Raw genomic sequence first — 21,946 nt, forward strand, 5'->3', positions numbered from 1 at the left:
TGCCAGCCAGCCCGCCATCCGGCGGGCTTTTTACCTTCAGGGCTTCGCACCCTGCCAGCGGGTAAACAGATCCTGCGGCAACGCGATATCAAACTGATCCAGCACCCGGTTGACGGTTTGATCGATGATCTCCCCCACCGTCGTGGGCCGGTGGTAAAAAGCCGGCACCGGCGGCATCACGATCGCCCCCATCTCCGCCGCCGTGGTCATCATTCTGAGATGCCCTAAATGCAGCGGCGTTTCGCGCACGCACAGCACCAGCCTGCGGTTTTCCTTCAGCACCACGTCGGCGGCGCGGGTCAGCAGCCCGTCGCTGTAGCTGTGGACGATTCCGGACAGCGTTTTCATTGAGCATGGCAGGATAACCATTCCGTCGGTCTTGTAAGAGCCGGAAGAAATACTGGCGGCAATGTCGCGGGCATCGTGGACGACATCAGCCATCGCCTGCACATCCCGCAGCGACATATCGGTTTCCAGCGCCATCGTCTGACGGGCGGCATTACTCATCACCAGATGCGTTTCCACTTCAGGGACATTTTTCAGTACTTCCAGCAATCGTATACCGTAGAGGGCGCCGCTGGCGCCGGACATGCCGACAATGAGACGTTTCATGGGGGATCCTTTAGGAGTAAAGCTGAGGGGAGTTTATCAGAATGTGAGGGGCAATGCGCCGGGCGGGGAATCCGTCCGCCGGAAGTTCCGGCGGACAGGCACTGATATCTCAGTACGCGGCGAATGAATATCTATTTCTTTTTCGCATACTTCAGGGAGTCCAGCGCAACCGCGAAGATAATGATGGCGCCTTTGATGATGTACTGCCAGTAAGGGTTCACGCCGATGTAGGTCAGCCCGTAGTTAATAACGGTGAAAATGATGACGCCGGTGACGACGCCGATAACTGTCCCGACCCCGCCGCTGAAGGAAACGCCCCCGACCACACACGCGGCGATGGCGTCCAGCTCATACATAAAGCCGAGGTTGTTGGTCGCGCTGCCGATACGTCCGGCTTCCAGCATTCCGCCGAAGGCATAAAATACGCCGGATAAGGCATACACCATGATTAAGTTAAGCGGTACGTTAACGCCCGATACCCTGGCCGCCTCCGGGTTTCCGCCGATGGCGAAGATATTTTTACCGAAACGGGTTTTGTTCCATAAAATCCAGACGAACACCACGGCAATCAGCGCATAAAACGTAATGTACGACAACTTGAAGTCGCCGAAGCGCAGGAACCCCTGGGCGAACGTGGAGAAATGGCTGTCGAACCCGGCCACCGGCGAAGCACCGACGTAGTCGTAGTACAGCGAGTTAACGCCGTAGACGATGATCATGGTGCCCAGCGTGGTGATAAACGGCGTGACGTTCAGGTAAGCAATCACGATCCCGTTAATCAGGCCAATCACCGCCCCGACCGCGCAAACAATCAGAATCACCAGCGGAATCGGCATGGTTTCCAGGCCAGGAAACACCTTGTTGACGTTATCCATGGATTGCAGCAGCGTCGCCGCGATCACCGCCGCCAGCCCCACCTGGCGCCCGGCGGAAAGGTCGGTGCCCTGGGTGACGATCAGGCCCGCCACGCCCAATGCGATAATGATGCGTACCGAAGACTGCGTCAGGATATTGCTCAGGTTAATCAGGCTTAAAAACGTCGGGTCCTGAAAAATAATGATGGCCAGCAGCACCAGCAGAACCACATAAATTCCGCCTTCTTTCAGATAGGTGAACAGGCTCTTTTTCGTTAATGCGCTCATAGTAATAACAACCCTTAAAATAATTACAGGTACAACGACGCCAGGCGCAGAATTTCGTTTTGCGACGTCTGCCTGGTGTTGACGATGCCGGCCACCTGACCGTTACTCATAACCAGAATGCGATCGGTAATACCCAGCAGTTCAGGCATTTCAGAGGAAATAATCAGGATCCCCTTCCCCTTTTTCGCCAGCTCGGTCATCAGTTGATAGATTTCAAACTTGGCCCCGACGTCGATGCCACGGGTCGGCTCGTCCAGCATCAGGATCTCCGGCTGGGTCAGCAGCCAGCGTCCGATAATCACCTTCTGCTGATTCCCGCCCGATAAAGAACCGATGGTGGTCTGGTGGCCCGGCGTCTTCACCCGCATGGCGTCAATCACCCACTGGGTGTCGCTTTTCATGCGCCGGTTATCCAGCAGGCCGATGCTGTTTTTATATTTGCGGATATTGGAGATCAGGGAGTTGAAGCCCACGTCAAGGTAGGCGTAAATGCCGGTCGAACGCCGTTCCTCCGTGACCAGCGCGAAGCCATTGTTGATGGCCTCGTTGGCGCTGCGGTTATAGATTTCTTTACCGTGCAGGCGGATCGTCCCCTTCACCTTTTCGCGGATGCCGAACAGCGTTTCCACGATGTCGGTACGCTTGGCCCCCACCAGCCCGGCAATGCCCAGAATTTCCCCTTCATGGAGATCGAAGGAAACATCGCGGATGGAAGGCTGGCGCAGCGACGTCAGGTTGCGCACCTCCAGAATCACGTTGCCCGGCACGTTGGCCCGGTCGGGGAAGCGCTGCGTCAGGGAGCGCCCGACCATCATGGCGATGATCCGGTCCATCGTCAGCCCTTCCAGCGGCTGGGTGGCGATCCACTGGCCATCGCGCAAAATGGTGATTTCATCGCACAGGCGGAAGATTTCTTCCATTTTGTGCGAGATATAAACGATGCCGCAGCCGCGTTCTTTCAGCTTACGGATAATGGTGAACAGGTGGTTGACCTCTTTTTCCGTCAGCGACGAGGTCGGTTCATCCATGATGACGATTTTGGCGTCATAGGAGAATGCCTTGGCGATCTCCACCATCTGCATTTGCGACACCGTCAGGCCGGCGACTTTTTCGCGTGGATCGATATCGATATCCAGTTCATCGAAAATCGCCTTGGTATCGCGGTACATTTTCTCCTGATCGACGAAGATGCCCTTCATGGGATAGCGGCCCAGCCACATGTTGTCCATCACGCTGCGCTGCAACACCAGGTTCAGCTCCTGATGCACCATGGAAACGCCATGCTCCAGCGCCTCTCTGGCGCTTTTGAAATTAACCTCCCGCCCCTGAAAAACAATGCGCCCGGCATCTTTCTGGTAAATGCCGAACAAACACTTCAGCAGCGTGGATTTTCCGGCGCCGTTTTCCCCCATCAGGGCGTGGATGGAATGCGGGCGGACGCGCAGGTTAACGTTATCCAGCGCCTTCACGCCGGGGAACGCTTTGCTGATGTTGTCCATCTCCAGTAACCAACCGCCGTCTGCGTTCTGCGGGGTATCGATAGTCGTTGTCATTATGTTCTCTGCCATAGCGCTGCCCTGTTTCAACCTCTCCGTACCGCGTTCAAAAACGGCAGCAGACAAAGAGCCTGCTGCCGTCTTTCAGGCCGCCCGCGAAGGCGCGGCCTGTCTCCCTTAATGTTGGCGTTACTTTATTGTTTACTTGGCGAGGTACTGCGCCAGATTGTCTTTATCTACCGGCTGGTAAGGAACGCGCACCACTTTCTCTTCAACCTTCCACTGCGTTCCGTCGGCGGCAGGTTTGCCTTCCGCCAGGTTTTTGGTCAGATCGAACGTGGCACGGGCCTGGTTATTGGCGTCGTTGAGTACGGTGCCCGCCATCTTGCCGGACTTAATCAGCGCCAGCGCTTCCGGCAGCGCATCCACGCCGAATACCGGCAGCGACTTGTTGTGCGCCTTCAGCGCCTCGATAGCGCCCATCGCCATCGCATCGTTGTTGGAGATCACCACCTCAATCTTGCCGGCGTTGGGGCCGGACAGCCAGGCGTCCATCTTGTCTTTGGCCTGCGCGGTGTCCCACATGGCGGTATCCAGTTGCAGCTGCTGGGTCTTGATGCCCGCTTCATTCAACGTTTTCACCACGTAGCTGGTGCGCGCTTCGGCATCCGGATGGCCCGGTTCCCCTTTCAGCAGCACATACTGAATCACGCCGTCCTTGTTCAGATCCCACGACGGATTCGCTTTCCAGTGCTTGGCGATCAGTTGCCCCTGGATCACGCCGGACTCTTTGGAGTCAGTGCCGACGAAAAAGGCTTTGTCGTAGCTGTCCAGCGCCTTGCGGCTCGGCTCTTTGTTGAAGAACACCACCGGAATATCGGCGCCGCGGGCCTTGTCGATAATCGTCGGCGCAGCCGCCGGGTCAACCAGGTTCACCGCCAGCCCTTTCACGCCGCGGGCGATCAGCACGTCGATCTGATCGTTTTGTTTCGACTGGTCGTTCTGCGAATCATTCATCAGCAACTTCACACCAGAATCAGCCTGCGCATCCTTTTCAATGGCCTTACGAACAACCGACATAAAGTTGTCGTCATACTTGTAGATGGTCACGCCCAACGTCGTTGCCGCCTGCGCTGCCGTACCGAACATCATGCCAACGGCCAGTGCTGCCAGGGTTAACGCTTTCTTATTCATGTGAAGCTCCGCTAAAGGTGTAGGGTCTTTTGTCACGGCCCCCTGAGGGGCGGTATTACAGTGCGTGCCGACGGACATCACGCATCCGGTTCCTGCCTTGAGACGGCTGTTATCACAGCCACCCCTAAAACATAAATTTAACAAACGGAGAAAATAGTCACTCGCGTAATCACGTGATTTACCGCCAGTTTGTTAACCACAAACACTCAGTTGTTATTTTAATGTAAAAATAAATCGGAATAAGAATAGTCACAGATATGTTAATAATCCGTGAATGAAATCACAGTTTGAAAACGGTTACATTTTGTCGTCATTCAGTCTGGAGAGGCGCAAAACGATGTGCTCCAGCGCTGCACCAGCGTCGGCATGAAACGGTGCTCATCACCGGCGTCCGGCGTACCGGCGGCGGCTTTCAGCGCCAGTTCCGTCGCCAGCGCCGCCATCGGGGTGACGGGATAACGTACGGTGGTCAGCTTCGGGGAGGTATAGCGGGCAATGGGGATGTCGTCGAAACCGACGATGGAGAAACGTTCCGGAACCGCGATGCCGTTCTCTTTCAGCACGGACAACGCCCCGGCGGCCATGGCGTCATTGTAGGCGAACACCGCGCTCAACTGCGGGTTGCGGCTCAGCAGTTCCACCATCGCCGCCTCCCCGCCCGCCAGGCTGGGCTCCGCCACGGCGCGCCAGGCAGGGTCCGGGGTGATGCCGGCGAGGATAAGCGCATCTTCATAGCCCTGCTGACGATCGAACTGATCTTCGATGGGGTGATCGGAAGCGAGATAACCAATCCGCCGGTGCCCTTTGTCCAGCAGCAGGCGGGTCGCCAACGCCCCGCCGGCGCGGTTGTCCAGGCCGACGCAGCGATGTTCATAGCCCGGCACGATACGGTTGATCATCACCATGCCCGGCAACTGACGCATAAAACCCGCCAGTTCCTCATCCGGCAGCATTTTTGCGTGCACGATCAGCGCATTGCAGCGCTGGCGGATCAGCACTTCAATCGCGTGGCGCTCTTTTTCCGCATTGTGGTAACTGTTGGCGATCAACAAATGTTTGTGATGGCGCTGCGCGACGCCGTCCACTCCCTTCACCAGCGCGCCGAAAAAGGGATCGGAGACGTCCATGACGGCCACGCCCAACATATCGCTGACCTGAGTTGCCAATGCCTTCGCGTTGGCATTGGGGCGATACCCCAATTGTTCCGCCGCGCTCAGCACCAGCGCACGCGTTTCCGCCGTGGTGATCGCCGGGTTGTTCAGCACCCTTGAGACGGTGGCGACGGAGACGCCGGCCAGCTTAGCCACATCGCGGATGGTAATCACCGTGCCCTCCCGGAAACGGTCATCAGGCTTTGTTTGTCGTGCGTGTTTTTTTCGTTATTCATGGCGGCGCTAAGCATACGTTCGGCAAGAAGTGTCAGTATGCTACTCAGTTACGGGCCAATGATGCCGTGAATGCTGTCACAGTAAAGAAAACGTTTTCATACATTTCATTAACCAATCATTAATAAAATATATAAAACTCCACCTGCGAGGGGAATGGCTCAGCGGACTTCTTTCTGCGGCGTTGCCGCCAGCGTCGTCAGCCTGCGCCACAGCCACTCCAGCGGCCCCTGGCGGAAATAACGCAGCCACAGCATGGAAAAGAGGATATTCGCCGCCCAGACAGGCAGAACCAGCAGCAAAAGCCCGCTGCGGTTCCATTGCGCGAACAAATCGAAATGATAAAACAGCGTGGTGCAGATCAGCGTTTGCAGCAGGTAGTTGCTGAGCGCCATGCGCCCTACCGCACGCAGAAAACCGGTAATGCGGCTGAGCCGCGGCCAGAAGCCGTACAACAGGGCGACGTAACCGAGCATCAATGGCAGCGCCGCCAGTTCGCCGGGAACCTGCAACAGGTAGCCGGCCCAGCGATAATCCCATTCCAGGCGCCACTGCGCCAGCGCCGTCGGCGTTTGTATCAACAGCCCGGCGACAATCAGCCACAGCGCCACCTTACGGTAGTGACGCAGGCTAAACGCGCCGCTCAGCCAGCCGCTGCGCATCAGCGCCGCCCCCAGCAGCATCAGCCCCGCCAGTTGCCAGCCATATTGCACCGCCATCGCCATCAGGTTGCCGCCCACCAGGTCCGTGCGGTTGCGCCAGGCCTCCCATCCGCCGCGCACCTTCCACAAATGTTCGTACTGGATCGCGGCAGGGCCGGGCTGCCAGAACGCCGTCGGCTCTGGCCCGGCGCTGAGCGCCAACAACAACAGCAATCCGGTGCCGATAGCGTAAAGCAGCAGCCCGGTACGCAGCAATGCCGCCGCCGAAGCGGCGTCGCGGATCAACCGCCAGCAGATCAGGCCAATCATGCCGTACGCCAGCAGAATATCCCCTTCCCAGAAGAAGATGCCGTGAATCAGCCCGAACAGCACCAGCCAGGTCAGGCGCGCCCGTATCCAGCTTTTGCCGCGCGGCATCAGCAGTTGCAAACCGGCGCCGAACAGCAGCGCGAACATGGCGAGAAATTTTCCCTGCACGAAAATATTGAGCAGCAGCCAGGTCAGGGCGTCAGCAAACGCCGGTTGCCCGGCATAGGCCGGATTCAGATAAGCCGCTTTCGGCAGGCCAAACCCCACCAGGTTCAGCAGCAGAATACCCAACACCGCCAGGCCGCGCGCGCAGTCCAGCGTGTCAATGCGGGGCCGGGGCTGCCCGGCCTTCAGCACCGGTGCCGGTGATTCAGGATGAAGCCGCTGCAAGGTCATGAAGCCGATCCGGACAAGAAAATTCAGTGAGTAAACCCGCGCATGGCACGGGTATCTGGAGGCATATTTTAGCTTTGATGGCGTACCGCACGCAAAAATTCATGGCGGGTATTCTGGCTGGACTTAAACAGCCCGCCCAGCGATGTGGTGGTGGTTGCGCTGGTGGCGTCACGCACGCCGCGCGCCTTAACGCAGTAGTGTACCGCGTCAATGGACACCGCCACGTTGTTCGTGCCCAGCAGCGTCTGCAACGCGATCAGGATTTGCTGGGTCAGGCGCTCCTGCACCTGCGGGCGCTGGGCGAAAAACTGGACGATACGGTTAATCTTCGACAGCCCGATCACCGAATCTTTCGGGATATAGGCGACGGTCGCCTTGCCGTCGATGGTGACGAAGTGATGCTCACAGGTGCTGGTCAGCGTGATGTCACGCACCGTCACCATTTCATCCACCTTCATCTTGTTCTCAATCAGGGTGATCTTGGGAAAGTTGGCGTAGTCCAGCCCGGAGAAAATCTCATCCACGTACATCTTGGCGATGCGGTGCGGCGTCTCCGCCAGGCTGTCATCGCTCAGATCCAGATTCAGTAGCTGCATGATTTCCGTCATGTGCCCTTCAATACGCTGCTTGCGCGTTTCACGATCCAGCATGACGCCGCGCAGCGGCGTTTCCAGACCGCGGGCTTCCAGTGCGGCGTGTACCATTGCGGCTTCTTTACTCAGTGTCGACATCGATGATCTCCTGCGAATGTACCGAATCTTGACTTAGATCACGTCAGGATTTTGCCACCACTTTAGTTGAGCGCAAGCGCTTAATCCAGTGATACTCTTTCAGTCTCGGATGAAAATCCCTCATTTCCCCCCTGATTTTTCTACGGATATTTCCGCCAATTCCGCCTGTGGCGCACGCTGACGGCCAAACACCAGCCCGCCGGCAACGGCCAGGGCTATTGCAGCAATATATAAAGCCGGTTCCAGCCGATGGGTCAGCGCGGTGGATATCGCCGACAGCAATGGCCCCGCCAGCTGCCCCACGGCGTAGCCGGTCGTCAGCAGCCCCGCCATGTAGCGGGTGTGCTCAGGCGCCAGTTCCCGCCCGAACTGCAACGAAAGCTGCACCACGCACAGAAAGCCGCCGCCGGTCAACACGGCGCCCAGCGCCAGCCCGCACACGCCGGGCACCGTCTCCGCCGCCACGACGCCAAGCGCCTGAACCCACAACACCAACGCCAGCCGCTGACGGGTCAGCAGCCAGCGGCGCGTCAGGATCCCAAGGCCAATCCCCGCCACCGCCGCCGCGCCGAACACCGGCCAGACGAACTGGGCGAACAGGCTGTCAGGAAAACGCGCATGCGCCATCTGGGACAAAAAGGTCGCCGGCAAAATGTAGCCGAATCCCGCCAGGCTGTAGCTCCAGACCAGGCGTTTCAGCATCGGGGTCAGCACCAGCGGCTGCGGCGTGCTTTCCGGCCGGTGCAGTTCTCCGCCGCGCGGCAGAAAACGGCTGATGGCGGCCACCAACAGCAGCGCCAGTACGCCATAAATCAGCCAGGCCTGCGCCGCATCCAGCTGCAGCGCGCCGATGGCGACCGCCAGCATTCCGCTGATGAAAATCCCGGCGCCCGGCCCGGCAAACACCGCGGCGGCCAGCGCCGGTTTACCGAAATGCCCCAGACGCTCGTTGGTCCACGCCGCCACCAGCACCATCGCCCAGCCGCTGGCGCAGCCGATCGCGAAGCGGATCACCAGATGCCCGCCGATGCCCCCGGCGCAGGCGGACAGCAGCGTAAGCAGCACCGCGCCCCACAGCCCGGCCCATAAGCGCATTTCCACCCGCCGGCGCGCGCGCATGGCGTCAAACGCCCCGGCCAGATACCCCAGGTAATTCGCCGCCGCAACAATGCCGGCGCCGGTCAAATCAAACTGATGTTCGGCAATCATTAACGGCACCTGCGGCGTAAAGGCAAACCGCCCGATGCCCATCGCCACCACCAGCGCCAGAAAACCGCTAAGCGCAATACGTACCGCCATGTTTTTCCTCTTGCCCGTTGGGTTTGTTGTTATATTGACTTGATCTGGAAGTTACAAAAAGTGAATAATCGGGAGCAACTTACTCTCGAAAAGAGAACATCTATGGATCTTACGCAACTGCGCATGTTCTGTAGCGTAGCTGAAACCGGCTCCGTTGCCCGCGCCGCCGAACAGCTCCACCGGGTGCCGTCCAACCTGACTACCCGCCTGCGCCAGCTGGAACAGGAGCTGGGCGCCGATCTGTTCATCCGCGAAAAGCAGCGGCTGCGCCTTTCCCCCATGGGCCACAACTTTCTGCACTATGCGGAACGCATCCTTGCGCTGAGCGACGAGGCGATGAGCGTAACCCACGCCGGCGAACCGGCCGGACACTTCGCCCTCGGTTCAATGGAGAGCACCGCGGCGACCCGCCTGCCTTCCCTGCTGGCTGCCTACCATCAGCGCTATCCGCAGGTGTCGCTTTCCCTGCTTACCGGCACCTCAGGCGAAACCATAGAACGGGTGCGGGCGGGCACGCTGGCGGCGGCACTGGTCGACGGCCCGGTGGCGCACACCGAGCTGAACGGCTGCAAGGCCTTTGATGAGCAGATGGTGATCATCGCCAACCGGGAGCAGCCCCCCATCACCAGCGCGCACGACGTGGCGGGGCGCACCCTGTTCGCCTTCCGTCCCAGTTGTTCCTACCGGCTGCGTTTTGAATCCTGGTTCAGGCAGGACGGCGCGCTGCCGGGCAACATTATGGAAATCCAGTCTTATCACGCCATGATGGCGTGCGTGGCCAGCGGCGCCGGCATCGCCATGCTGCCGCATTCCGTCCTGAGCCTGTTGCCCGGCCACGAGCAGGTCACGGTTCACCCCCTTCCCGATGACATCGCCGCCACCGGCACCTGGCTGATCTGGCGCCGCGACGCCTTCAGCCCCGCCGTACGCGCCCTGAAGATGCTCATCATCGAACACGAGGCCGCCGAAGAAGATGCAGCCTGAAACTCTTGCACGTTTCATCTCCCATACTAATAAGGAGCACCACCATGCAAATGATTAAAACCCGCGCCGCCGTTGCCTGGGGCCCCAATCAACCCCTGAAAATCGAAGACGTGGACCTGATGCCGCCGCAAAAAGGGGAAGTGCTGGTACGTATCGTCGCCACCGGCGTGTGCCACACCGACGCCTACACCCTTTCGGGTAAAGATCCCGAAGGCGTATTCCCGGCTATTCTGGGTCACGAAGGCGCGGGCGTCGTAGAAGCGGTGGGCGAAGGCGTTACCAGCGTCGCGGTGGGCGATCACGTCATTCCGCTGTACACCCCGGAATGCGGCAAGTGCAAATTCTGCCTTTCCGGTAAAACCAACCTGTGCCAGGCCATCCGCACCACGCAGGGCAAAGGGCTGATGCCGGACGGCACCACCCGCTTCTTTAAAGACGGCAAGCCGATTTTCCATTACATGGGCACCTCCACCTTCTCTGAATACACCGTCGTTTCCGAAATCTCGCTGGCGAAAATCAGCAAGGAAGCGCCGCTGGAAGAAGTGTGCCTACTGGGTTGCGGCGTCACTACCGGCATGGGCGCCGTGGTGAACACCGCCAAGGTAAAACCGGGCGACAGCGTGGCGATTTTCGGCCTGGGCGGTATCGGCCTGTCGGCGATTATCGGCGCGAAAATGGCCGGCGCCGGGCGCATTATCGGCATCGATATCAACCCGGATAAGTTCGAGCTGGCGAAAAAGCTGGGCGCGACCGATTTGATCAACTCCCGCGACTATGATCGCCCGATTCAGGACGTGATCGTTGAACTGACCGACGGCGGCGTAGACTTCTCCTTTGAGTGCATCGGCAACGTTAACGTCATGCGTTCGGCGCTGGAGTGCTGCCACAAGGGCTGGGGCGAGTCCGTCATTATCGGCGTGGCCGGCGCCGGCGAGGAGATCTCCACCCGTCCGTTCCAGTTGGTGACCGGGCGCGTATGGCGCGGCTCCGCGTTCGGCGGCGTGAAGGGACGTTCACAGTTGCCGGGTATCGTACAGCGTTACCTCGACGGCGAATTCCAGCTTAACGACTTCATCACCCACACCATGTCGCTGGACGAAATCAACGACGCCTTTGATTTAATGCACGAAGGAAAATCCATCCGCAGCGTCATTCACTTCGGCCAAAAATAAGGAGGGAACAGTGGACTCACTGGAGCTACTGGAAGAACACCGCTTGTTCAACGGCTGGCAGCAACGCTACCGTCATGACTCCGGCAGCCTGAACTGCGCGATGACGTTCAGCGTTTACCTGCCGCCGACGGCGGACGATGCGCCGCCGCCGTTGCTGTACTGGCTTTCCGGCCTGACGTGCAGCGACGAAAACTTCGCCACCAAGGCCGGCGCGCAGCGCGTGGCCTCCGAGCTGGGGCTGGCGCTGGTGATCCCCGACACCAGCCCGCGCGGGGAGAACGTGCCGAACGACGAGGCTTATGATCTGGGCCAGGGCGCCGGTTTTTACCTCAACGCCACGCAGCCCCCCTGGGATCGCAACTACCGGATGTACCAGTATATCAGCGAGGAACTGCCGGAGCTGATGCACAGCCATTTCAACTGCAATGGCCGTCAGGCGATCGCCGGGCATTCGATGGGCGGGCACGGCGCGCTGGTTATCGGGATGCGCAATGCCGCACAGTACAGCTCGATTTCCGCCTTCGCGCCGATCGTGAATCCGTCCCAGGTGCCGTGGGGACGCAAAGCCTTCAGCGCCTATCTGGGCGATGATGAAACCACCTGGCGCGCATATGACAGCTGCGCGCTGATCGCCCGCCCCGGCCCGAAGGTGCCGGTGTTAATCGATCAGGGCGACAACGATCAGTTTCTGGCAGATCAGCTGCAGCCGGCGCGTCTGGCCGAGCTGGCGCGTCAGCATGACTGGCCGCTGACCCTGCGCATTCAGGCGGGTTACGATCACAGCTATTACACCATCGCCACCTTTATCGAAGATCACCTGCGGTTCCACGCCGCCCATCTCGGGTTGTAAGCCCCGCGTCCGCCGCCGGCGCGCGGCGGACATCTCTCACGTTTCGTCATCAGGTAAAACGCCGCCTTTGTCACCTGCCGCGCCCGCTAACGTTCTACCCGTCCGCAATCTCTGCCATAATAGCGTTTTGCCCGTTATCCGCCCTGGAGTTTGCTGATGGAATTGAATACGTCCGGCCTCATCTCGCTTGAACAAGCCCTGGAAAAACTGTTGACCCAAACCCGGCCCTTGCAAGAGTTTGAAGAGGTTCCGCTTACCGAAGCCGCCGGGCGAATTACCGCCGACGCCGTGGTTTCGCCGGTGGACGTGCCGTCCTTTGCCAACTCAGCGATGGACGGGTACGCCGTACGCGCGGCCGACGTCACGCCGGGCGTGGTGTTGCCGGTGGCCGGTAAATCTTTCGCCGGCGCGCCGTTTCACGGCGAATGCCCGGCAGGCAGCGCGATCCGCATTATGACCGGCGCGGCGGTTCCCGCCGGCGTGGATACCGTCATCATGCAAGAGCTGGCGCAGGCCGGCGAACAGGGCGTCAGCTTCAGCGAAGCGCCGGAAAAGGGCCAGAATATCCGCCTGCCCGGCGAAGACATCCGCCGCGGCGCGCCGGTGCTGGACGCCGGCGTCAGGCTGGGCGTGGCCGAACTGCCGCTGCTGGCCTCGCTGGGCATCGAACGGGTGCGCGTGGTGCGTAAGCTGACCGTGGCGCTGTTCTCCACCGGCGACGAACTGCAGCCGGTCGGCACGCCGCTGCAGGAGGGGCAGATTTACGACACCAACCGTTTCGCAGTGCGTCTGATGCTGGAGCAGCTCGGCTGCGAGATTGTCGATTTGGGCATCGTCCGCGACGATCCGCAGGCGCTGCGCGAGGCGTTCCGTAAAGCGGACGAATGCGCCGACGTGCTGATCAGCAGCGGCGGCGTTTCCGTTGGGGAGGCCGACTTCACCAAGCAAATCCTCGACGAAGTGGGCAGCATCAGCTTCTGGAAACTGGCGATGAAACCCGGCAAACCGTTCGCCTTCGGCAAACTCAGCAAAGCCTGGTTCTGCGGTTTGCCGGGTAATCCGGTATCAGCCGTGGTGACGTTCTATCAGTTGGTTCAGCCGCTGTTGGTGCACCTGTCCGGCAACACGCACTGGCAGCCGCCGGCACGCCAGAAAGCCCGCGCGCTGACGCCGCTGAAGAAAACTCCCGGCCGCCTTGATCTGCAGCGCGGCATCGTCAGCGCCAACGCGCAGGGCGAGCTGGAGGTACGCACCACCGGCAACCAGGGTTCCCACGTGTTCAGTTCTTTCAGCCTTGCTAATGCGTTCATCGTGCTGGAGCGCGAGCGCGGCAACGTGCAGGCCGGCGAGTGGGTCAATATCGAACTGTTTAACCCGTTGCTGAAGGTATAAATCATGGCGCCCTCTTCTTCCCTGCCGGCGCTGAGCGACGAGGAAACCCTGCGTTATAACCGCCAGATCGTGCTGCGCGGTTTCGACTTTGACGGCCAGGAGCGGCTGAAAGCCTCGCATGCGCTGGTGGTCGGGCTGGGCGGGCTGGGCTGCGCCGCGACGCAATATCTGGCCTCCGCCGGCATCGGCAAGCTGACGCTGCTGGACTTCGACACAGTTTCCCTGTCTAACCTGCAACGTCAAATCCTGCATACCGACGCCCGTATCGGCATGCCCAAGGTGGAATCCGCACGCCAGACGCTCTGCGCCATCAATCCGCACGTAGAGATCCGCACCGTTAACGCCCGGCTGGAAGAAGACGCACTGGACGATCTGATTGCCGGTGTGGATCTGGTGCTCGACTGTACGGACAACGTCGCCATTCGTGACAGCCTTAACCGTCTCTGCTTTCAGCGTAAAACACCGCTGGTTTCCGGCGCCGCGATCCGTATGGAAGGACAAATCAGCGTCTTCACTTACCAGCCGGATGAACCTTGCTACCGCTGCCTGAGCCGGTTATTCGGCCAGAACGTGCTGAGCTGCGTAGAAGCCGGGGTGATGGCTCCGCTGGTCGGCATCATCGGCACCATGCAGGCGCTGGAAGCCATCAAGCTGCTGACGCACTTCGGCACACCGCCAGGCGGCCGGTTGCTCATGCTGGACGCGATGACCACGCAATGGCGCAGCATGGCCCTTCCCAAAAATCCGCACTGCGAAGTGTGCGGCGCCGAAGCCGCTGGCGAATAACGCCCTCTGATCTTTCCCCGTTATACCCGAAAGCGCGGGAATGACGGGGACGCCCGCCGTAAAGCCACAGTTTCGTTAATCAACTATTGAGAAAATGCTATTTTTTTGTTTACCTGATAGCTCAATTTGCATTAGTACCGAATTTCTAAGGAGCCGTCATGATAAAGCTTTCCCGTCTCGATCACGTGGTATTGACCGTCGCGGACGTCGCCAAAAGCGTCGCTTTTTATCAAAACGTTCTGGGCATGGAGGCGGAAACCTTCGGCGAGCAGCAACAGCGCACGGCGCTGAAATTCGGCGAGCAGAAAATCAACCTGCATCCCGCCAACACCCCCTTTCTTCCCCATGCGAAAACACCGGTGCCCGGCAGCGCCGATCTCTGCTTCATTACACCCCAGCCGTTGCAGGAAGTGATGCTGTGGTTAATCGGCTGCGGCGTTGAGATTGTCGAAGGCCCGGTAGAAAGAACCGGCGCCACCGGCAGGCTGAACTCCCTGTACCTGCGCGATCCGGACGGCAACCTCATCGAAATCGCCAATCTGCTGTAAACGGCTTAAAAAATTGCGCGGTGAGTGCCCAGAGACACTCACCGCTGTTTTTAATCCCGGCGCTGCTTTTCACCGCCCCCGCCGGGGCGTGTGAAAAGCATTCAGAATGACAAATCAATAACCGCCAAAAGCGGCGCTTCCTTAAACTCAATGTCGCTCGGATCAATAATGCAAACACGCATGCTTACGCTGTCTTCATCCGCTACGCCGGGGATCAGAAATTCGATGGCGTTTGTTGCGGCGTTCCCTTCCAGCGGAATTCGCTGCACGAATTCGCCGATAGTTTCAGGCAGTGCCGGAAAAGCGTAATTGGGCAGCATCAGTTTCCCCGTATTGTTCAAATTGCGGTACGGCGCCGGCCAGGCATTATGCGGCATGTCGGTAATGATAAAGCCGATTTTATAACGGGAATATTCCGGCGCCATCGCTTCCGGGTTCAGCGCAATACGCAGGCGACGGCCGGCAACGCGGGTTACGGAGGTGAATACTTGCTCAATACTTGTAAACATGATTATTCCTCTTTGATTATTCAGACATCAATGCACTGTTTATGCATACAGTATATTGTTCGCCATCGCAGAGGAACAGCATTTGAGGGGATCTTTTTTCAACTTTAATTCTTTATATTTCAATATGATAATCACGTCCCCCGGCCTCTTTGCCCATTTACTCCTAATTTATCTCCGCGCCGCACCCGCTGGTTTAACTGCCCGGTGTCAATGCGTTATGATTGTCTATTCGCCGAGGCACCATCGCCGTCAGCATCAAGAAAGGTAACCGTATGAAGTTCCGGACATTCGCTTTACCGGCCATGCTTTTATTTTTGCCGGCGATGGCATATGCGCTTCCCTCCGGAGGCGGCCCCTCCAACATTGTCAAATCGAATAACATCATCCTGATGGAAGGCGATCTCATCGGCCCGGTTAAAGCGTTCCGTCAATACGTCATCGGCCCGGAAAGCGAGCGTTACGTACGCGACGTCAACGTGGATTTCGATCAACACGGCCAGATCATCAGCGCCGTCCAAAGCTATGGCCCGAATCCGGTGTGGGAAAGTCAGTTGCACCCTGACAACATCGTTGCCGGCTGGGTCAGCCGCAGCGCTGTCGCCGTGAAAACCCGTGATGGAACGAAAGTCACGCAGTTCGTCAGCGCCTATAAAACCGATAAAGCCGGACGCATCGTTAAAGTGTCTAACGTGGAGGCGCAGCCGGGCGCCATCAGCGTCACTAACCGCTACTACTTCTATACGCCGGATCAGCGGGTGCGTTTTTATCTGTCGCTGGGCGGCAGGCCCGGTTTCGGCCTCTACCTGTATGGGAAGGACGGACGGCTGACCAAGGTCATTAAAAATGACAATGTCTCCTACTCAACCTTCACCCAGGACGGCAAAGACCTGAGCACGACCACGAAAACGCCTTACATCACCTACAGCAGCCTGTGCCAGCAATGGGATCCCGGCGGCAACTGTACGCTGGTGGAAAAACAGGAGAAACTTTATTTCCGCGGCAACGGCGGCGAAGAGAAAACGCAGGTGACGACGCTATGGCAGCGCCAGAACATCAGCTACTACCCCGGCGGATACCGGGAGAAAGGGCCAATGCCGGAGAAGGAAAAGCAAAAGTAACGGCGTTTGCGCTTCTCCGGTTTTCAGCAGGCTTAAACCACGCGCACACCGCACGGCATCGCGCGTTCCGGCGTCAGCAGAACGCTTTCGGCGGCATCATCCGTTTCCGCGCACAGCAACATGCATTCCGACACTTCACCGCGCATCTTCGCTTTCGCCAGATTGCACAGCACGACCACCGTTTTTCCCAACAGCTCCTCTTCCCGGTAATATGGCACCAGGCTGGTCACGGTTTGCAGTGTTTGTTCCCCGACATCGATTTTAGCGATATAAAGTTTGTCAGCGTTTTCATGACGTTTAACGTCAACGATTTTCCCCGTACGCATCTCAAGCCTGGCAAAATCCGCATAAGCGACCGTTTCCATACGTCCTCCGTTAGTAAAATTTTAGTAAATGATAACAAAAAATTTTTCCTCTGCGCACGTAACTGCTCAAAATGTTATCGCCATCACTTTTTAACCGGATAAACATAACCCGCAGATATCCACGCTTATTACGTCGTTTTTACTAAAAACAGATGCATGTAAAAGCACATCCTTTACAATGGCTCAAACGCATACGGCAGCTACGTCTACGTCGAAAGGACCAACATGGCAACACTAAAAGATATCGCGACCGAGGCCGGGGTCTCCCAGGCGACAGTATCCCGGGTTTTAAATGACGACCCGAATCTGAACGTTAAAGAGGAAACCAAGCACCGTATTCTGGAAATTGCCGAAAAGCTTGAATATAAAACCAGCAGCTCACGCAAAAATCAGGCCGGTGCGCCGGCGGGGCATCGCCATATTCTGGCGCTGTACAGCTATCAGCAGGAGCTGGAGATCAACGATCCCTACTACCTCGCCATCCGCCATGGCATTGAAACGCAGTGCGAAAAGCTGGGCATTGAGCTGACCAACTGCTATGAAAACAACGTAATCCCCGACGTGAAGAAAATCACCGGCGTGCTGATCGTCGGTCAACCGTCGCCCTCCCTGCGCCACGCCGCCACTGCGCTGACGGACAACGTCTGTTTTATCGATTTTCATGAAGCCGCCAGCGACTACGACGCGGTCGATATTGACCTGGCGAACATCAGCAAAGAGATCATCGACTTCTTTATCGCGCAGGGCGTAACGCGCATCGGCTTCATCGGCGGCGAAGATAAACCCGGCAAGGCCGACGTGCGCGAAGTGGCGTTTACCGAATATGGCCGCCTGAAAGGCGTGGTGTCGGAGGCAGATATTTACCGCGGCGGATTCTCCAGCTCTTCCGGCTATGAGCTGGCAAAAATCATGCTGGCGAAGCCCGACTACCCCGCCGCCCTGTTCGTCGCGTCGGACTCCATCGCCATCGGCGTGCTGCGCGCCATTCACGAACGCGGCCTGTCGCTGCCGCAGGATATTTCCCTCGTCAGCGTCAACGACATTCCGACGGCCCGCTTCACCTTCCCGCCGCTGTCTACCGTGCGCATTCATTCCGAAATGATGGGCAGCCAGGGGGTCAACCTGCTGTTTGAAAAAGCCCGCGACGGGCGTGCGCTGCCGTTACGGGTTTTCGTTCCCAGCAAACTGAAGCTGCGCGGCACCACCCGCTGACGGCTTTCCCGGCTGCCGGATACGGCGGCCTTCCTCTTTCTCGTTTTCTCCTTTTTCCCGTTTTCTCCCGCTTTCCCTCTCCATGAGTAAAAAACGCGCTTAAGTCAAATTATGTGATCTTTACTTGTATTATTTAGTAAATTTTTTACTAAAATCCCAGCATCAATTCTTACCTGCCACACAGGGAGGCTACATGAATCGTTGGGAAAACGTCCAACTCACCCACGAAAACAGGTTGGCGCCACGTGCGTATTTCTTCTCGTATGACACGATCGCCCGGGCGCGCAGCTTTGTCCGGGAAAACAGCAGCCACTTTCTGCCCCTGAGCGGGCAATGGAATTTCCGCTTTTTTACCAATCCGCTGTGGGTGCCGGAGACGTTTACCGCGCAGTACATGGAGGGCTGGGAGAGCATCACGGTGCCGGGGATGTGGCAAATGGAGGGCCACGGGCAGTTACAGTATACCGACGAGGGTTTCCCTTTCCCGATTGACGTTCCTTACGTTCCCGCCGATAACCCGACCGGCGCCTACCAGCGCCGCTTTACGCTGGGCGACGGCTGGCGCGGCAGGCAGGTCATCATCAAGTTCGACGGCGTGGAGACGTACTTCGAGGTCTACGTTAACGGCCGCTATATCGGCTTCAGCAAAGGCAGCCGTCTGACGGCGGAATTCGACATCAGCGATGCGGTAAAAACGGGTGATAACCTGCTGTGCGTGCGCGTTATGCAGTGGGCAGACTCGACCTACATTGAAGATCAGGACATGTGGTGGTCTGCCGGCATTTTCCGCGATGTGTATCTGGTCGGCAAAAACGACACGCACGTTTGGGACTTCAGCGTACGAACCGACTTTGACGACGACTACCGGAACGCCACCCTCGCCTGCCGGGTCGAGCTGGAAAAACTGGCGGCGGAGCCGGCCCATACCACGCTGGAATACGATTTGTACGACGGCGGGCGCTGTCTGCACCACGGCGAGGTCAGCACGCATATCGTCCACCCGCGGGCGACGGCGGAATTCGTCATTGACGTTGCGGCGCCGCAGCAGTGGTCGGCAGAAACGCCGTACCTCTACCACCTGGTCATGACGCTGAAAGACGCGCAGGGCAACATTCTCGAAGTGATTCCGCAGCGCGTCGGCTTTCGCGACATCAAAGTCCGCAACGGGCTGTTTTACATCAACAATCGCTACGTCATGCTGCACGGCGTCAACCGCCACGATAACGATCACCTGAAAGGCCGCGCGGTAGGCATGGATCGCGTGGAAAGGGATCTGGTGCTGATGAAGCAGCACAACATCAACTCGGTACGCACCGCGCACTACCCCAACGATCCACGCTTTTATGAGCTGTGTGACGTTTACGGCCTGTTCGTCATGGCGGAAACCGACGTGGAATCCCACGGTTTCGCCAACGTCGGCGATCTCAGCCGTATTACCGACGATCCCGCCTGGGAAAATGTCTACGTGGAGCGCATCGTGCGCCATATCCACGCGCAGAAAAACCATCCGTCGATCGTCATCTGGTCACTCGGCAACGAATCCGGCTACGGCTGCAACATCCCGGCGATGTATCACGCCGCCAAAGCGCTGGATGACACCCGGCTGATCCACTACGAAGAAGACCGCGACGCCGAGGTGGTTGACGTTATCTCCACCATGTATACCCGCGTACCGCTGATGAACCTCTTCGGCGAATATCCCCACGCCAAGCCGCGCATTATCTGCGAATACGCCCATGCGATGGGCAACGGCCCCGGCGGGCTGACGGAATACCAGAACGTGTTTTACCAGCATGACTGCATACAGGGCCACTACGTGTGGGAATGGTGCGATCACGGCATTCAGGCCACGGATGAAAACGGCGTCATTTACTATAAGTTCGGCGGCGACTACGGCGATTATCCCAACAACTACAACTTCTGTCTGGACGGACTAATTTACCCCGATCAAACCCCCGGTCCCGGCCTGAAAGAGTACAAGCAGGTGATCGCGCCGGTGAAAATTTACGCCGGAGACATGGCGCGCGGCGAGCTGTGGGTCGAAAACAAGCTGTGGTTTACCACGCTGGATGATTACACGCTGTACATCGAAATCCGGGCGGAAGGCGAAACGCTTGCCGCTCAGCGGATTAAGCTCACCGGCCTGGAGCCTGGCGAGGGTCGCGCCATCAACATCGACCTGCCGGCGCTGGATGAGCGGGAAGCCTTTGTGAACGTCACGGTGAGCAAGGACTCACGCACGCTCTACAGCGACGCAAATCATGAAATCGCCGTGTATCAGTTCCCGCTTAAGGCGCACAGCGCCGAAATGGCGCCGTTCGTTAATCACAACGCCGCGCCCCTGACGACGGAAGAGGACCGCTTACGTTACGTCGTCAACGGCTACAACTTCCGCATAGCGTTCTCCAAAGTCAGCGGCAAGCTGGTCTCCTGGCTGGTCGACGGCGAAGAACGCGTCACCACCGCGCCGAAAATCAACTTTTTCAAACCGGTTATCGACAACCACAAGCAGGAGTTCGAAGGACTCTGGCAGCCCAATCATCTGCAAATCATGCAGGAACATCTGCGCGGCTTCACGGCGGAACTGCGCGACGGCGCGGTATTCGTCACGACCCGCAGCGTCATCGCCCCGCCGGTGTTCGATTTCGGCATGCGCTGCACCTACCGCTGGCGTATCACCGCAGACGGGCAGATCAATGTTGAATTGCAGGGAGAGCGTTACGGCGACTACCCGCACATTATTCCGTGCATCGGTTTCACCATGGGCATTAACGGCCGCTTCAACCAGGTGACCTACTATGGCCGCGGCCCCGGCGAAAACTACCCCGACAGCCGCCAGGCCAACATCATTGATGTCTGGCGCAGCACCGTCGCGGACATGTTCGAAAACTATCCCTTCCCGCAAAACAACGGCAACCGCCAACACGTGCGGTGGGCGTCGCTTACTGACCGTCACGGCAGCGGTTTGCTGGTCGTGCCGCAGCAGCCTGTTCACTTCAGCGCTTGGCCGTACAGCGCGGAGAACATTCAGGCGGCACAGCACTGTAACGAACTGCGCCGCAGCGATGACATCACCCTGAACCTGGATCACCAGTTGCTTGGCCTGGGGTCGAACTCCTGGGGCAGCGAAGTGCTGGACAGCTGGCGCGTCGGGTTCACGCCGTTCCGTTACGGTTTCACGCTGCTTGCGCTGACCAGCGGCAACGCCGCGCCGCAGGCGCTGGCGCGCCATCAGTTCGGCGATGGCTTCTTCTCCGCGGCTTCAGGCGAGGTGGAAAAATGAGAATTCTCGATAGCTTAGAACAGTTCAAGCAGGTTTATCACGCCGGGCGCAAATGGCGCCGCTGCGTGGAAGCCATTGAAAATATCGGCAACATCAGGCCCGGCGTCGCGCATTCCGTGGGGGATTCCCTGGCATACCGCCTGGAAACCCGCGCCGTCACCGACGCGTGTTTCGTCGGCCACCGCCGCTATTTTGAAGTGCATTACTACTTGCAGGGAACACAAGAAATCGAATTCGCGCCAAAGGCCTGGTTACGCCCCGCCGAAAGTTACCGTGACGAAACCGACCGTGAATATCTGGAAGGCGCAGGAGAGATCGTGCGGGTACACGCAGGTCAGATAGTGATCTGCGATAACGCCGAAGCCTATCGCTTTATCAGCGATGGCGACGTGAAAAAGGTCATTCTCCTGGTAACCACCGAAGAGGGGTATTTTCACAATAAATAAAGATCACAACAAACAGAAATACAGGTGGCGCCTATGTCGCGCCGCCCTTACCCTA

20 protein-coding genes are annotated in these 21,946 nt (G+C 58.4%); 10 read left to right on the plus strand and 10 right to left on the minus strand.

All coding sequences use genetic code 11. The features are described from left to right. Positions 1-36 precede the first annotated feature (36 nt). From C8D90_RS09655 to C8D90_RS09690, 8 genes are all read right to left on the minus strand, one after another. Positions 37-612 carry a UbiX family flavin prenyltransferase gene (locus tag C8D90_RS09655; RefSeq protein ID WP_115458247.1) on the minus strand — a complete coding sequence of 192 codons (576 nt, stop codon included), beginning with the start codon at positions 610-612 and terminating at the stop codon, positions 37-39. Between the two features lie 131 nt (positions 613-743). Further along, on the minus strand, positions 744-1,754 hold the full coding sequence (gene mglC, locus C8D90_RS09660; RefSeq protein ID WP_115458248.1) for a galactose/methyl galactoside ABC transporter permease MglC: 1,011 nt from the start codon (positions 1,752-1,754) through the stop codon (positions 744-746). A gap of 23 nt (positions 1,755-1,777) precedes the next feature. Continuing rightward, positions 1,778-3,307 (minus strand): galactose/methyl galactoside ABC transporter ATP-binding protein MglA, encoded by a 1,530-nt coding sequence (gene mglA / locus C8D90_RS09665; RefSeq protein ID WP_115458546.1) that lies wholly within the window; start codon positions 3,305-3,307, stop codon positions 1,778-1,780. A gap of 144 nt (positions 3,308-3,451) precedes the next feature. Further along, positions 3,452-4,444 (minus strand): galactose/glucose ABC transporter substrate-binding protein MglB, encoded by a 993-nt coding sequence (gene mglB / locus C8D90_RS09670; protein WP_115458249.1) that lies wholly within the window; start codon positions 4,442-4,444, stop codon positions 3,452-3,454. Positions 4,445-4,758: 314 nt separating this feature from the next. Further along, entirely contained in the window at positions 4,759-5,769 is a 1,011-nt protein-coding gene (galS, locus tag C8D90_RS09675) for an HTH-type transcriptional regulator GalS (protein WP_115458250.1), read from the minus strand. 221 nt (positions 5,770-5,990) lie between these two features. Continuing rightward, complete coding sequence (gene yeiB, locus C8D90_RS09680; RefSeq protein WP_115458251.1) at positions 5,991-7,196, minus strand: DUF418 domain-containing protein YeiB; 1,206 nt, start codon at positions 7,194-7,196, stop codon at positions 5,991-5,993. A 68-nt stretch (positions 7,197-7,264) separates the two neighbouring features. Then, a complete protein-coding gene (folE, locus tag C8D90_RS09685) occupies positions 7,265-7,927 on the minus strand; it encodes a GTP cyclohydrolase I FolE (RefSeq protein ID WP_115458252.1) in 663 nt (220 codons plus the stop codon). Between the two features lie 120 nt (positions 7,928-8,047). Further along, positions 8,048-9,226, minus strand: coding sequence for a YbfB/YjiJ family MFS transporter (locus C8D90_RS09690; protein WP_115458253.1), 1,179 nt, complete (start codon positions 9,224-9,226; stop codon positions 8,048-8,050). Between the two features lie 102 nt (positions 9,227-9,328). On the opposite strand from C8D90_RS09690, the gene ptrR reads away from it, so the two are divergent. The 6 genes from ptrR (at position 9,329) to C8D90_RS09720 (ending at position 14,958) form a co-directional block, all read left to right on the plus strand. Beyond that, complete coding sequence (gene ptrR, locus C8D90_RS09695) at positions 9,329-10,210, plus strand: putrescine utilization regulator PtrR (protein WP_115458254.1); 882 nt, start codon at positions 9,329-9,331, stop codon at positions 10,208-10,210. Between the two features lie 44 nt (positions 10,211-10,254). Further along, complete coding sequence (locus C8D90_RS09700; RefSeq protein ID WP_115458255.1) at positions 10,255-11,382, plus strand: S-(hydroxymethyl)glutathione dehydrogenase/class III alcohol dehydrogenase; 1,128 nt, start codon at positions 10,255-10,257, stop codon at positions 11,380-11,382. A gap of 10 nt (positions 11,383-11,392) precedes the next feature. After that, positions 11,393-12,232: an S-formylglutathione hydrolase gene (gene fghA, locus C8D90_RS09705; RefSeq protein ID WP_115458256.1), complete on the plus strand. Its 840-nt coding sequence runs from the start codon at positions 11,393-11,395 to the stop codon at positions 12,230-12,232. Positions 12,233-12,388: 156 nt separating this feature from the next. Beyond that, positions 12,389-13,624, plus strand: coding sequence for a molybdopterin molybdotransferase MoeA (gene moeA, locus C8D90_RS09710; protein ID WP_115458257.1), 1,236 nt, complete (start codon positions 12,389-12,391; stop codon positions 13,622-13,624). Positions 13,625-13,627: 3 nt separating this feature from the next. Continuing rightward, entirely contained in the window at positions 13,628-14,410 is a 783-nt protein-coding gene (moeB, locus tag C8D90_RS09715; RefSeq protein ID WP_115458258.1) for a molybdopterin-synthase adenylyltransferase MoeB, read from the plus strand. A gap of 161 nt (positions 14,411-14,571) precedes the next feature. Continuing rightward, positions 14,572-14,958 (plus strand): VOC family protein, encoded by a 387-nt coding sequence (locus C8D90_RS09720; RefSeq protein ID WP_221810572.1) that lies wholly within the window; start codon positions 14,572-14,574, stop codon positions 14,956-14,958. A 101-nt stretch (positions 14,959-15,059) separates the two neighbouring features. Here the strand turns inward: C8D90_RS09720 and C8D90_RS09725 are convergent, their stop codons facing one another. Next, complete coding sequence (locus C8D90_RS09725) at positions 15,060-15,467, minus strand: hypothetical protein (RefSeq protein ID WP_115458260.1); 408 nt, start codon at positions 15,465-15,467, stop codon at positions 15,060-15,062. A gap of 221 nt (positions 15,468-15,688) precedes the next feature. Between C8D90_RS09725 and C8D90_RS22175 the strand changes: the two genes are divergently transcribed. Further along, positions 15,689-16,585 carry a hypothetical protein gene (locus C8D90_RS22175; protein WP_196238499.1) on the plus strand — a complete coding sequence of 299 codons (897 nt, stop codon included), beginning with the start codon at positions 15,689-15,691 and terminating at the stop codon, positions 16,583-16,585. A gap of 32 nt (positions 16,586-16,617) precedes the next feature. Here C8D90_RS22175 and C8D90_RS09735 read toward each other — a convergent pair whose 3' ends face one another. Then, a complete protein-coding gene (locus C8D90_RS09735; protein WP_115458261.1) occupies positions 16,618-16,950 on the minus strand; it encodes a tRNA-binding protein in 333 nt (110 codons plus the stop codon). Between the two features lie 225 nt (positions 16,951-17,175). On the opposite strand from C8D90_RS09735, the gene ebgR reads away from it, so the two are divergent. The 3 genes from ebgR (at position 17,176) to C8D90_RS09755 (ending at position 21,891) form a co-directional block, all read left to right on the plus strand. Beyond that, positions 17,176-18,162: a transcriptional regulator EbgR gene (ebgR, locus tag C8D90_RS09745; protein ID WP_115458262.1), complete on the plus strand. Its 987-nt coding sequence runs from the start codon at positions 17,176-17,178 to the stop codon at positions 18,160-18,162. A gap of 193 nt (positions 18,163-18,355) precedes the next feature. Further along, on the plus strand, positions 18,356-21,445 hold the full coding sequence (ebgA, locus tag C8D90_RS09750; RefSeq protein WP_115458263.1) for a beta-galactosidase subunit alpha: 3,090 nt from the start codon (positions 18,356-18,358) through the stop codon (positions 21,443-21,445). Continuing rightward, complete coding sequence (locus C8D90_RS09755) at positions 21,442-21,891, plus strand: beta-galactosidase subunit beta (RefSeq protein ID WP_115458264.1); 450 nt, start codon at positions 21,442-21,444, stop codon at positions 21,889-21,891. The genes ebgA and C8D90_RS09755 overlap by 4 nt, the downstream gene beginning before the upstream one ends. Positions 21,892-21,946: the final 55 nt, after the last annotated feature.

Origin of the sequence: Enterobacillus tribolii (assembly GCF_003363015.1) — a bacterium.
GTDB lineage: Bacteria > Pseudomonadota > Gammaproteobacteria > Enterobacterales > Enterobacteriaceae > Enterobacillus > Enterobacillus tribolii.

Bases quoted from the DNA above. Each gene is read 5' to 3' on its own strand.
- mglC (WP_115458248.1), bottom strand. From the start codon at position 1,754: ATGAGCGCATTAACGAAAAAGAGCCTGTTCACCTATCTGAAAGAAGGC.
- ebgR (WP_115458262.1), top strand. From the start codon at position 17,176: ATGGCAACACTAAAAGATATCGCGACCGAGGCCGGGGTCTCCCAGGCG.
- yeiB (WP_115458251.1), bottom strand. From the start codon at position 7,196: ATGACCTTGCAGCGGCTTCATCCTGAATCACCGGCACCGGTGCTGAAG.
- mglA (WP_115458546.1), bottom strand. From the start codon at position 3,307: ATGACAACGACTATCGATACCCCGCAGAACGCAGACGGCGGTTGGTTA.
- moeA (WP_115458257.1), top strand. From the start codon at position 12,389: ATGGAATTGAATACGTCCGGCCTCATCTCGCTTGAACAAGCCCTGGAA.
- C8D90_RS09725 (WP_115458260.1), bottom strand. From the start codon at position 15,467: ATGTTTACAAGTATTGAGCAAGTATTCACCTCCGTAACCCGCGTTGCC.
- ebgA (WP_115458263.1), top strand. From the start codon at position 18,356: ATGAATCGTTGGGAAAACGTCCAACTCACCCACGAAAACAGGTTGGCG.
- ptrR (WP_115458254.1), top strand. From the start codon at position 9,329: ATGGATCTTACGCAACTGCGCATGTTCTGTAGCGTAGCTGAAACCGGC.
- C8D90_RS09700 (WP_115458255.1), top strand. From the start codon at position 10,255: ATGCAAATGATTAAAACCCGCGCCGCCGTTGCCTGGGGCCCCAATCAA.
- C8D90_RS09655 (WP_115458247.1), bottom strand. From the start codon at position 612: ATGAAACGTCTCATTGTCGGCATGTCCGGCGCCAGCGGCGCCCTCTAC.
- moeB (WP_115458258.1), top strand. From the start codon at position 13,628: ATGGCGCCCTCTTCTTCCCTGCCGGCGCTGAGCGACGAGGAAACCCTG.
- C8D90_RS09690 (WP_115458253.1), bottom strand. From the start codon at position 9,226: ATGGCGGTACGTATTGCGCTTAGCGGTTTTCTGGCGCTGGTGGTGGCG.
- C8D90_RS09755 (WP_115458264.1), top strand. From the start codon at position 21,442: ATGAGAATTCTCGATAGCTTAGAACAGTTCAAGCAGGTTTATCACGCC.
- folE (WP_115458252.1), bottom strand. From the start codon at position 7,927: ATGTCGACACTGAGTAAAGAAGCCGCAATGGTACACGCCGCACTGGAA.
- mglB (WP_115458249.1), bottom strand. From the start codon at position 4,444: ATGAATAAGAAAGCGTTAACCCTGGCAGCACTGGCCGTTGGCATGATG.
- C8D90_RS09735 (WP_115458261.1), bottom strand. From the start codon at position 16,950: ATGGAAACGGTCGCTTATGCGGATTTTGCCAGGCTTGAGATGCGTACG.